This window comes from Rahnella perminowiae, from assembly GCF_019049755.1.
In the GTDB taxonomy this organism is placed as follows: Bacteria; Pseudomonadota; Gammaproteobacteria; order Enterobacterales; family Enterobacteriaceae; genus Rahnella; species Rahnella perminowiae.
Genome location: NZ_JAFMOS010000470.1, coordinates 1 through 11,296, shown reverse-complemented (window position 1 = coordinate 11,296; position 11,296 = coordinate 1). Strand labels below are relative to the sequence as shown.

At 53.8% G+C, this 11,296-nt stretch carries 9 protein-coding genes; 4 read left to right on the top strand and 5 right to left on the bottom strand.

Going from position 1 to position 11,296, the window contains the following annotated elements; genetic code table 11:
• Positions 1 to 105: 105 nt before the first annotated feature.
• Positions 106 to 1,365, bottom strand: coding sequence for a diaminopimelate decarboxylase (gene lysA, locus J1785_RS08655; protein WP_217156819.1), 1,260 nt, complete (start codon positions 1,363 to 1,365; stop codon positions 106 to 108).
• A gap of 134 nt (positions 1,366 to 1,499) precedes the next feature.
• Here lysA and J1785_RS08650 point away from each other — a divergent pair, with 134 nt between their 5' ends.
• Positions 1,500 to 2,423, top strand: coding sequence for a LysR family transcriptional regulator (locus tag J1785_RS08650; protein ID WP_217219228.1), 924 nt, complete (start codon positions 1,500 to 1,502; stop codon positions 2,421 to 2,423).
• Positions 2,424 to 2,485: 62 nt separating this feature from the next.
• Here the strand turns inward: J1785_RS08650 and J1785_RS08645 are convergent, their stop codons facing one another.
• Positions 2,486 to 3,649 (bottom strand): MFS transporter, encoded by a 1,164-nt coding sequence (locus J1785_RS08645; protein ID WP_129954925.1) that lies wholly within the window; start codon positions 3,647 to 3,649, stop codon positions 2,486 to 2,488.
• 208 nt (positions 3,650 to 3,857) lie between these two features.
• Entirely contained in the window at positions 3,858 to 4,775 is a 918-nt protein-coding gene (locus J1785_RS08640) for a LysR family transcriptional regulator (RefSeq protein WP_217137787.1), read from the bottom strand.
• A 115-nt stretch (positions 4,776 to 4,890) separates the two neighbouring features.
• On the opposite strand from J1785_RS08640, the gene J1785_RS08635 reads away from it, so the two are divergent.
• The gene (locus J1785_RS08635) at positions 4,891 to 5,760 is read left to right on the top strand and encodes an MBL fold metallo-hydrolase (protein WP_129992037.1); all 870 of its coding nucleotides are present in this window, start codon (positions 4,891 to 4,893) and stop codon (positions 5,758 to 5,760) included.
• A gap of 110 nt (positions 5,761 to 5,870) precedes the next feature.
• Here J1785_RS08635 and J1785_RS08630 read toward each other — a convergent pair whose 3' ends face one another.
• On the bottom strand, positions 5,871 to 6,587 hold the full coding sequence (locus J1785_RS08630) for a tetratricopeptide repeat protein (RefSeq protein WP_129954922.1): 717 nt from the start codon (positions 6,585 to 6,587) through the stop codon (positions 5,871 to 5,873).
• Between the two features lie 129 nt (positions 6,588 to 6,716).
• On the opposite strand from J1785_RS08630, the gene J1785_RS08625 reads away from it, so the two are divergent.
• The gene (locus tag J1785_RS08625; RefSeq protein WP_217219227.1) at positions 6,717 to 8,471 is read left to right on the top strand and encodes an ABC transporter ATP-binding protein/permease; all 1,755 of its coding nucleotides are present in this window, start codon (positions 6,717 to 6,719) and stop codon (positions 8,469 to 8,471) included.
• Between the two features lie 181 nt (positions 8,472 to 8,652).
• Positions 8,653 to 9,393, top strand: coding sequence for a GntR family transcriptional regulator (locus J1785_RS08620; RefSeq protein ID WP_129954920.1), 741 nt, complete (start codon positions 8,653 to 8,655; stop codon positions 9,391 to 9,393).
• 6 nt (positions 9,394 to 9,399) lie between these two features.
• On the opposite strand, the gene J1785_RS08615 is transcribed toward J1785_RS08620, so the two are convergent.
• The gene (locus tag J1785_RS08615; RefSeq protein WP_129954919.1) at positions 9,400 to 11,001 is read right to left on the bottom strand and encodes a PTS transporter subunit EIIC; all 1,602 of its coding nucleotides are present in this window, start codon (positions 10,999 to 11,001) and stop codon (positions 9,400 to 9,402) included.
• Positions 11,002 to 11,296 lie beyond the last annotated feature (295 nt).

Sequence of the window (11,296 nt, the reverse complement as noted above, 5' to 3'; positions counted from 1 at the left end):
GGGCTGGGGTGGGGTATTAAGGTCAAAAACTAAATTCAAAGTGTGCTTTAACTCATTGCTTTGTATTTAAAACCTCCTCCCCCTTCGCAGGGGGAGGAGCAAAGACTAAAGCTCCAGAGCAATTAACTCTTCCACCGTCTGCCTGCGACGAATCAATCTCGGCACGCCATTCTCAAACAACACTTCCGGCAGCAGCGGTCGGGTGTTGTAGTTCGATGACATGGATGCGCCATAAGCCCCGGTGTCATGGAACACCAGATAATCGCCAATATTTACCGGTGGCAGCGGGAAGGTTTCAACGCCGCCGCCTGCCTGTTGGGTAAAGACATCGCCGGACTCACACAGCGGCCCCGCAATCACCGATTCAGTCAGCGGCTGCCCGCTGACATCGCGGCCATCGGCCGGTAACAGCGAAATATGGTGATAACTGCCGTACATCGCCGGACGCATCAGGTCGTTAAAGCCCGCATCACACAGCACGAAATGACGGCTGCCCATATTTTTCACCGCGCGTATTTGCGCCACCAGTACACCGGACTCTGCCACCAGGAAACGACCCGGTTCGATCTCCAGTTTAATTTCATGGCCAAGATGCGCGGCGATTTGCTCACGCGCACGGTTCCACAGGCCAAAGTAATGGCCGGTATCTATGGATTCTTCTTCAAAATGATAGGGAATCGACAGACCGCCACCGGCGGATATCGCTTCAATATCTTGTCCGGTTTCAATCACCTGACGCACCATCGCATCGCAAACCTGCTCAAGGTGACCGTAATCCACACCGGAACCGATATGCATATGAATGCCCACCAGTTTCAGACCGTAACGGGCGATCTCCGCCAGTGCCTGCGGTAAATCGGCATACCAGATCCCGTGCTTGCTGTTTTCTCCGCCGGTATTGGTTTTCTGGCTGTGACCGTGACCAAAGCCCGGGTTAACGCGCAGCCACACCGGATGTCCGGCCTGGTGCTGACCAATCTGGCTGAGCATGTCGATGGAACCGGCGTTCACCGGAATATTCAGCGCGGTCACACGTTCCAGCGTCGGTTGATCCAGCACGTCAGCGGTAAACACAATCTCGCTGTCTTCGCCGCCCGGAATAAAACCGGCCACCAGTGCACGTTCAATTTCACCCAGAGAAACGGAATCGACCTTCACACCCTGCTCATGCATCAGGCGCAGAATATGAATATTAGAACAAGCTTTCTGCGCAAAACGAATGACGTCAAACTGGCGCAACTGCGCTATACGCTGTTTGATAATTGCAGCGTCATATGCCCACACAGGGCAGCCAAATTGTTGCGGCAGGGCCCGTAAATTCGCGGCGTTAAGTGCGGTGGACATGTCGTTCAGGGCGCGTGGCATAAGATTTTCCGTCAGGTGAATTCAGTCATATTTCCCTCAGTATGCCGCGTGGCGCAACACTGATAAAATATCTATTTCAGGCAAGTCTATTCATTTATGATATGGGTTACTGTCATCGTCCAGCGGATAAAACCATGCCAGCGATTTCCCTGCGCCATATCGAAATTTTCCATGCCGTAATGACCACTGGCAATCTGACCGAAGCCGCCGCGTTGCTCAATACGTCACAGCCAACAGTCAGCCGCGAGCTGGCACGCTGTGAAAAGTTACTGGATTTGCAATTGTTCGAACGCCTGCGCGGGCGGCTGTATCCGACCGTGCAGGGTTTACGGCTGTTTGAGGAAGTGCAGCGGTCATATTACGGGCTGGACAGGATCATCAGCGCGGCAGAAGGCATCCGCCAGTTTGAGCAGGCGCAACTGTCGATCGCCTGCCTGCCGGTATTCAGCCAGTCGCTGTTGCCTGCGGTCTGCAAGCCGTTTCTCGACCGCTATCCTGAGGTCAGTTTCAATATCGTGCCACAAGAATCACCGCTGCTCGAAGAGTGGCTGTCGGCGCAGCGCCATGATTTAGGACTGACGGAAAACACTCAGACGCCCGCCGGGACCGAGCGGCAAACGCTGCTGACGCTGAATGAAGTCTGTGTGCTGCCAGCCGGACATCCACTGGCAGCCAAACCGCGCCTCACACCGCAGGATTTCAGCGGCCTGAATTTTATCAGTCTGTCAGCAACGGACAGTTACCGCCAGTTGCTGGATACGTTGTTTACGGAACAACAGGTTATGCGACGGCTGGTGATGGAAACCCACAGCGCCGCATCGGTATGCAGTATGGTAAGGGAAGGCGCGGGCGTCTCTATCGTCAACCCGCTGACTGCACTCGATTATGGTGACAACGGACTCGTCCTGCGGGAATTCAGCGTCGCCGTGCCGTTCACCGTCAGCCTGATAAGACCGTTGCACCGCCCCGCTTCCGCGCTGGTGAGCACCTTTATTGAGCACTGCCATCAGCAGGCGCAACGCTTCGCCGGGGATCTTGAGGCGGCGCTGATGCGCTGAGCCCAAACGTCAGGGCCACACCGGAGACATCCCACATGGCCCTGACGTTTTCAGCGGCAAAATTACACGGCCGCTTTTTTCACTTTCTTCGCCGCACGACGGAAAGTGATCACACACAATACGAAGCCGGTAGCGCCGAGTGCGCCCGCTGCCAGCGGCACGGTGCCCAGCCCCATTCCGCGTTCAATCACCGCGCCACCCACCCAGGCACCCAGGGCATTGCCGACATTAAAGGCTGCAATATTGAGGGTCGATACCAGGTTTGGCGCGTTTTTACCGTAAGTCACAACGTTGACCTGCAACGCCGGAACTGCCGCGAAATTCACCATCGCCCAGATAAACAGTGTGATTTCTGCCGCCACCAGATGAGCACTGGTGTAGCTGAACAACACGGAAAATATCGTGATCATCAGGAATGTCATGGTCAGCGAAATCCCCAGACGCCAGTCCGCCAGACGTCCGCCCAGCACGTTACCGATGGTAAGACCGAGGCCGATCAGCAGCAGCGTCCAGCTGACTCCATGTTCAGACACGCCGGTGATTTGTGTCAAAATCGGCGCGATATAAGTGAACAGCGCGAACATTGCCGCCGAAAAGAAAATAGTGATCGACAGCGACAGCCATAACCCCAGGCTGCCCAGCGCACGGATCTCCTTACGCAGATCAGTCGGCTCTTCTTCTTTCTTATCTGGCAGCTTCTTATAAAGCGCGAACAGCGATGCCACACCAATCACCGCCACTACCCAGAACGTTGAACGCCAGCCGAAAGCCTGTCCGAGCGCGGTACCGAGCGGAACGCCCAGCACATTAGCCAGCGTCAGACCGGTGAACATCAGGGCCACCGCAGAGGCGCGGCGGTTAGGTGCCACCAGACTTGCCGCTACCACGGCGCCAATCCCGAAGAATGCGCCATGACACAGCGCAGTGATCACGCGTGCCAGCATCAGGAAACCGTAACTGTAGGACAGAGCGCACATCACGTTACCGACGATAAAGATGCTCATCAGCAGCAGCAGGGTTTTCTTGCGCGGCAGTTTCGCCGTCAGTACAGCCATGATCGGCGCGCCAATCGCTACGCCCAGTGCATATCCGCTGATTAACCAGCCTGCAGAAGGAATACTGACATGCAGATCCCCCGCCACGTTGGGGAGCAGCCCCATGATGACAAATTCGGTGGTACCGATGGCAAACGCGCTGAGCGCCAGTGCCAGAAGTGCGACAGGCATAAAAACTCCGGATATTTTTGTTATGGTTAAAGGCACCGGCATTGCGCCGGAAGGGCTTAAATACCACGTTGATCACACTTTTGACCAGACGCAGTCTGTGCCCTGAGCGCCTGAAACGCACCCGATATCCGCATAATTCTTTACATAACAAAAGATTATACAAAACACATTCAGACAAAAAAGGAACCGATTCCAGGGATTCAGCGGATCAATTTTTTTCTTCTTTCAGTGACAGCCAGCGCGGGTGGCTTTTAAACCACGCCACCAGAAAATCGAGCAATGCACGCAACGCGGCAGGCATTTGCCGCCGTGATGCGTAAATCGCATAAATTCCCATTCCCTGTGGCTGCCACTGACCCAGTAAGGCAACCAGTTGCCCGCTGGCAATCAGCGGGGCTGCCGAATAATAAGGTTGCATGACTATCCCCGCGCCCTCCACTGCGCCGGTCAGCAGCACCAGCGATTCGTTGGCGCTCAGATTTCCGCTCACCGGAATCGCAACCTTTTCGCCCTGGCGCTCAAACTGCCACAGGCTTTTGCCGAAATAGGTGTATGTCAGACAATTGTGAACCGCCAGATCCTGCGGATGTTGCGGTGTGCCCTGCGCGGCCAGATAAGCCGGGGACGCACAGACGATCGACGGACATTGTGCCAGGGGCCGGGCGATGAGATTGGGGTCCAGATCGTTAGTGATACGCAGCGCCATATCAATACGGTCTTCCACCAGATTGATCGCCCGGCTTTCCAGCTGAAGATCGATGCTCAACTGCGGATGTCGCCGCAAAAACTCGCTGACCGCAATCACCACGGCACCCTGTCCGAAAGACTGCGAACAACTCAGACGCAGCAATCCGCGTAACGCTTCATTTCCTGTATCCGCCACGCTGCCCATCTCGGCCGCTACCGACAGCATTTTCCGGCAGCGGGCCAGCGTATTTTCACCCGCATCCGTCAGACTAAGTTTGCGGGTGGAACGGTGCAGCAGGCGTGCGCCCGACCACTTTTCCATCTCCGACAGATAACGCGTCACCATCGCCCGCGACATATTCAGCGATTCGGCAGCACTGACCATGCTTCCGCGTTCAACAATGGCAACAAACACTTGTGCAGCGGTAATTCTGTCCATGATTCGTCCGGTTTATGCAACAAACAGTTGCACATTATCCGGTTTTTCCTGCGGATTATGCAACGTACAGTAGATGCTTACTGAATGTGATTATTTATACCTCTGAGGAAATCCCATGCATCTGAAACATCTGACGTTACTCGCCGCCCTGCTGGGCAGCAGCCTGTCTGCTCATGCCGCCAGCGCACTGAAAATGGACGTTTACAACCCCGGTGAAAAAAGCGCTTTCCCGGTTTCCTCTGAAATTATTACCGGGGACAAAGAAGCGGTGCTGATCGACGCCCAGTTCCAGCGCAATGATGCAGAGAAACTGGTGGAGATGATCAAAGCTACCGGCAAAAAACTGACTACCGTGTACATCAGCCAGTCCGATCCGGATTATTACTTCGGGCTGGACGTCATTCACGCCGCCTTCCCGGAAGCAAAAATCATCGCCACGCAGGCCACCGTCAATCAGATCAACGCCAGCAAAGACGGCAAGGTCGCTTTTTGGGGCCCGCAACTTAAAGACAACGCGCCAAAATCTGTCGTGGTTCCCGAGCCACTGAAAGGGAAAACGTTTGAACTGGAAGGTCATAAATTTGAAGTGAAGGGGGTGAACGCAGAGCGGACATTTGTGTGGATCCCGTCGCTGAAAGCGGTAGCGGGCGGCGTGCTGGTCAATGGTAATAACACGCATGTCTGGACAGCAGATACGCAGACACCGAAATCCCGTCAACAGTGGGTAGAAACGCTTGATGAAATGACCGGTCTGCATCCGCAAGTGGTGGTGCCGGGCCATTTCCTGCCAGGTGCGCCGGATAGCGTGGAGTCGGTGAAATTTACCCGTCAGTATCTGCTGACGCTGGAAAAAGAATTACCGAAAGCGAAAGATTCCGCCGCACTTATTGCTGCAATGAAAAAACATTACCCGCAGCTTAAAGAAGAATCCTCTTTAGACCTGAGCGCAAAAGTATTGAAAGGTGAAATGAAGTGGCCGCAATGAATATAAACTGAGCCGGCGCTCTCTTCTGCTAAAGGCATACATCGATCGGCTCCTCCCCTGCGAAGGGGAGGAGCGCAAAACCAATTAGCCTGGGTTGCTCTTTCTGATACTTACTGCGTCACCCGCACAAATTCGCCTTCGGCCTGCACGTTGTGACCAAAACCGCAGTCACCGGTGGTGTGAAGTTTAACGCTCTGTGGCGCAAAGTTCATGTCAACGCTGCACTCGTCACCCGCAGCGGAGGCGTCGTCGGTTTCATGATAAACCGCGTGGTTATCTTTAATGGCCGTCACCACGGAAAACTCTCCTATGTTCGGGCCATAGTAGAGCGACATTTGCCCCATATATAAGCCGCTGAAATCAATTTTGAACTGTGCCTCTTCGGCTTTCACTTCAACGATATTCCAGCTGCCAAAGCCCGCATATTGCCAGTAAATCCCTGCCGGGCTTTCCGCTGGCGGCAAGGCATCCAGTTTTGGCTGTATCAGACTCAGGTTGTATTGTGATTTTTTGTCAGCAGGCGCCAGCAACAGCCAGGCTTTGGCTTTCAGATAATCGCCCTGCTTTATGTAGGTCAGCGCAATGTTGTTGTAGGCCGTGGCGATCTGATCCTGCGGCTTATGGCAAAACTCGCTCCAGGCGACCTGATTACGGAAAATCTCCCGGGCTTTGCCCATCTCGCCCTGCTGGTAAGCCACTTTTCCGGCAGCGGCATAAATCCCGGCTTTAACACAATCGGCGCTGATATCCGGTTCATCAATCTGAGCCAACGCCTGAACACTGGTAAAACATCCTGCCACCAGCAGTAAATTCACTGCGACTTTCATCAAACATCCTTCTACTTTTGTGGTCTACAGAGCTTCGTGCTGGAAAAACATCCTTACAAGTGGCTCATTGCCCTATCGCACTGAGCCACTCATTCTGGGATGATTGGTTTTACAACATATCGATTACACATGGCAATTATGACTAAAAAACCTGGGAAATCGGCGCAATGGGGCGCCGTCTGGCAGTTAATTAAGCCTTACTGGCGCTCAGAAGAAAAGTGGCGTGCCTGGGGCATGTTGACCACTATCATCATCCTTTCACTGGCCGGCGTGTACCTCAGCGTACAGTTTAACGAATGGAACCGTGTCTTTTATGACGCGCTGCAAAACAGAAACTATCCGGTTTTCAAAGCCCAGTTGTGGAAATTTACCTGGCTGGCGCTGCTGTTTATCGTCATTGCCATCTACCGGGTTTACCTGACGCAAGGCCTGCAAATGAGCTGGCGGCGCTGGATGACAGAAGAGTATATGGAGAAGTGGCTGACCAATCACGCCTATTATTACACGGAGCATCAGCACCAGGTGGATAACCCCGATCAGCGTATTTCCGACGACCTGAATGCCCTGACCAGCGGGACTCTTTCTCTGGTGCTCGGTCTGCTGTCGAGCGTGGTGACGCTGTTCTCCTTCGTGTTCATTTTGTGGTCCATCAGCGGGCCGCTGAATTTTATGCTGGCAGGCCATCATTTTGAAATCCCCGGCTATATGCTGTGGTTTGCCCTGCTGTATGCCGCCGTGGGTTCCTTTATCATCTGGTATATCGGTAAGCCCCTGGTAAAACTCGGGTTTAATCAGGAATGGTTTGAGGCTAACTTCCGTTTTGGCCTGATTCGTATTCGGGAAAACAGCGACGCTATCGCGTTATATCATGGCGAGAAAAACGAGCACGACCAGCTGACGGGCAAGTTTGAGTCCATCAAAACCAACTGGTGGTCAATCATGCGCGTCACCCGTCGCCTGAATGTCGCGTCCAACTTTTACGCCCAGTTTGCCAATATCTTCCCGATACTGGTGGCGTCACCGCGCTATTTCTCCGGCGCGATCCAGATGGGTGCCCTGATGCAGATTGCCTCAGCATTCGGTCAGGTACAGGGCGCGCTGTCCTGGTTCATCGATGCCTTTACCGATCTGGCAAACTGGAAAGCCACCGTTAACCGCCTTGCCGGTTTCAATGCGGCAATCGATCAGGTTAACGCTCAGCCGCGCGGGATCAGTGTAGGCACCAGTACCCGACACGCCTTACAGCTTGATCAACTGACACTAAACCTGCCGAACGGTAATCCGCTGTTTTGTAATATTTCTGCTGCCATGCAACCGGGCGAACGTGTGCTGATTTCCGGGCCGTCCGGCTGTGGTAAATCAACGCTGTTGCGCGCGATTGCCGGTATCTGGCCTTACGGTTCGGGCAATATTACACTGGCGGAAGGTAAACGTTATCTGTTCCTGCCACAGCGCAGTTATATTCCAATTGGCACATTGCGCGATGCGCTCAGTTATCCTGACGCCAGCCGTGAATATACGGATGAACAGTTGCAACAGGTACTGACACAATGTCGCCTGTCGCATCTGGCGGCGGTAGAAATTCTGGATGATTACGCCAACTGGAGCCAGCGCCTTTCGCCAGGGGAACAACAGCGGCTCTCCTTTGCCCGTGCGCTGTTGATTAAACCCGATACGCTGTTCCTCGACGAAGCCACCAGTGCACTGGATGACGAAACCGAACAACAGGTATACGCTCTGCTGCTGAGCGAATTGCCGGACACTTCGGTTATCAGTGTGGCGCACCGGAATTCGGTCGCGAAATACCATCAACACTGCTGGCGTTTCAAAAATCAGGAAAATGGCCCGTGCGGATTCACTTCTACTGCGCTGTTGCCTGAATAACGCCTGATTCCGGCGAAAAGGTTTCAAAATGCACAAAGGTTGCTGATGTCAGCAACCTTTCTTTTTTGTGTGTGCTGAAACCCATTTCGGACAGAAAACCAACAGAGTGGCTGGCTGATTTGTATAGCTGACCATACAATTATTCTTAAGTTAAATTTACAATGATCGGAGGTAAGAATTAATGAAGATAGATAAAAATTCGTTCACACCACTTTATCTGCAAATTGAGCAGCAACTTACCGAAAAAATAAGCACCGGCGAAATCCGCCCCGGTGATCCGATCCCGACCGAAGCGGCTATGTGTGAAATCTATGGCGTATCGCGTATGACCGCGCGAAAAGCGGTGGATTATCTGGTGCGTCAGGGGCGTGTAGCCCGTTTTCGCGGTCGGGGCACCTTTGTGGTTGCCCCACCGCAACAACAGAAAATTATTTTGCCGCTCGACCGGCATCTCACTGCCAGCGAAGTCGCCCGGGAAAATAACCAGCGGATTGAAAATCAGGTGCAGGAATTTCGCCGTATGCCGGCCAGTGAAGACATCGCCCGCGAGCTGAATGTTCCGGCAGGTACTGAAGTTTACTTTATGATCCGCCTGCGTCTGCTCGGTGATGAGCCGTTTGTGTATGAACAATGCTGGATGCTGTGCGACCGGTTCCCGGATATCACCCGCGCTGCCATGACCTCGTCAAAATATGCTTATATCCGCTCGAAAGGTTTCCAGCCTGCGGGCAGCACCAAACTGATTTCAGCAGAACTGCCATCTAACGAGATACGTCTCGCACTGAACCTGTCACGCGACCAGCCGGTACTGCATTCCCACGCAATTGTGTCGTTCACCGACGGCACGCTGTTTGAAGTATCAGATGTCTACTACAACCAGAAAAACTATGGCTTCAGCGTCCATGCCAAAGTTAAAGCTTAAGAGCCGTCAGGCAATGCCCGACAACTCTGCTTTCACCAGATTCGCCACCTGTTCAACCTGCGGGCCATAAATCACATGCACGTCCGTGTCGGTGATGCGTTTCACCCCCATCGCGCCGGTTTTCATTAATGTGCCATCCTGTATCTGAGCCATATCTTTCACCTTCACGCGCAGACGGGTGAAACAGCAGTCGACCGCCGTAATATTGCCCTCGCCGCCCAGTCCGATGATAATATTTTTGGTTTTTTCGCCCGTGCCCTGCGCCGGTTTTGCACGTTCTTCGGCATCATTTTCATCCTCACGCCCCGGCGTTTTTATCTGCATTCGCAGAATCACCCAGCGGAAAGAGAAGTAATACAGTGGCGCGTAGATGATGCCGAGGATCAGCGGATACCACCAGTGCGTGCGGCTGCCACCGAGCACACCGAAGATCAGGAAGTCGATCGCCCCGCCCTGCACGTTACCGATCATCACATGCAGCATTTGCATTAATACGAACGACAAACCGGTCAGCACCGCGTGCAGGATATACAGAACCGGCGAGACGAAAATAAAGCAAAACTCGAGGGGTTCAGTAATCCCGGTGGTAAACGACGCCAGCCCACCTGCCAGCATCAGGGCTTTCACGCGGCCTTTATGTTCCGGACGCGCGCAGTGATACATCGCCAGCGCTGCCGCCGGCAGGCCGAACATCATTACCGGGATTTTCCCCTGCGCCAGGAAGCGCGTTGCCTGCTGCGTGACGGCATCAGGGATCAGGCCCGGATTTGCCAGTGCGGCATTAAAGATATTCAGCGCCCCGACAATGCTCTGGTTATCCACCGTAGTCACGCCGCCAATTGGCGTAAAGCGCACGGTTTCATTGATAATGTGATGCAAGCCGGTTGGGATCAGCAAACGTTCTGACGTGGCATAAATAAAGGTACCGATCTCCCCGGTACGCCCGATCAGTTCGCCGATCCACTGGATCCCCTGCGCAATCGTCGGCCAGATCAGCGACATCAGCACGCCGACGACCGGCAGCACCAGCACGGTCACAATCGGCACAAAACGCCGCCCGCCAAAAAACGCGATCGCCGTCGGCAGCACGATGGTATAGAAGCGGTTGTGCAGCCACATCGTGATCAGCCCGACCAGCACCCCGCCCAGCACACTCATGTTGTAGGTAAAGATCCCCAGTGTGTTGGTGAATTCCGCGGCGTAAATCATCGCGTCACTTTCGGTCATACCCTTCGCTGTCAGTTTGGCGACGGTAATGGTTTCCGGGGTAATATTCTGGGCAAGCAGGCTGTAATTAACCCCGACATGCAGGCCGACAAAGCCGATCACTGCGGAAAAGGCCGCCGTGGCCTTCTCTGCATTGGCCAGCCCCATGGCCGTTGCAACCGCAAAAAATAGCGGCAGGTTGGCAAACAGCGCACCCGACACCTGACGGATAAAGCCGATCACCAGTTGCAATGTTTTCATCTGAGTGAAGGTTTCACCGGTGACCGCCGGGTTCTGCAATGCAGCTGCAAGACCTAAAAAAATCCCGGCGGCGGCAATTACCGAGATAGGCGTCATCAGGGCTTTCCCCAGATCATGTATCTTGCTGCCAAGTTTTATCATCTGTCTTCCCTCAACTCGCTGGCTAAAAATAAAGCGTTAATTGAGTTAAGTCACAGAATGTATAGTTGTATAGACATAGCAGTCAGGAGTATGAAAGGGATCACAGTTTTGCGGGAGGAAAGCAGGTGTGGAGGTAAAACAAAAAAAAGCCCACATCGGACTGTGGGCGCTGGGGTTGCAACTGGCCGCTGTTCAGAACGGCTGGCAACAAGCAAATGTGAGAACTGCTCGCTCTCGGCCTTTAAGATAATGGCAGTTGCCCGGATCCCGGCGTCTTTTCTTGTAAGGGGCAGGT

What these genes read in the sequence shown, in the direction of transcription:
- lysA (WP_217156819.1), bottom strand. Translation starts at nt 1,365, where the DNA reads ATGCCACGCGCCCTGAACGACATGTCCACCGCACTTAACGCCGCGAAT.
- J1785_RS08650 (WP_217219228.1), top strand. Translation starts at nt 1,500, where the DNA reads ATGCCAGCGATTTCCCTGCGCCATATCGAAATTTTCCATGCCGTAATG.
- J1785_RS08645 (WP_129954925.1), bottom strand. Translation starts at nt 3,649, where the DNA reads ATGCCTGTCGCACTTCTGGCACTGGCGCTCAGCGCGTTTGCCATCGGT.
- J1785_RS08640 (WP_217137787.1), bottom strand. Translation starts at nt 4,775, where the DNA reads ATGGACAGAATTACCGCTGCACAAGTGTTTGTTGCCATTGTTGAACGC.
- J1785_RS08635 (WP_129992037.1), top strand. Translation starts at nt 4,891, where the DNA reads ATGCATCTGAAACATCTGACGTTACTCGCCGCCCTGCTGGGCAGCAGC.
- J1785_RS08630 (WP_129954922.1), bottom strand. Translation starts at nt 6,587, where the DNA reads ATGAAAGTCGCAGTGAATTTACTGCTGGTGGCAGGATGTTTTACCAGT.
- J1785_RS08625 (WP_217219227.1), top strand. Translation starts at nt 6,717, where the DNA reads ATGGCAATTATGACTAAAAAACCTGGGAAATCGGCGCAATGGGGCGCC.
- J1785_RS08620 (WP_129954920.1), top strand. Translation starts at nt 8,653, where the DNA reads ATGAAGATAGATAAAAATTCGTTCACACCACTTTATCTGCAAATTGAG.
- J1785_RS08615 (WP_129954919.1), bottom strand. Translation starts at nt 11,001, where the DNA reads ATGATAAAACTTGGCAGCAAGATACATGATCTGGGGAAAGCCCTGATG.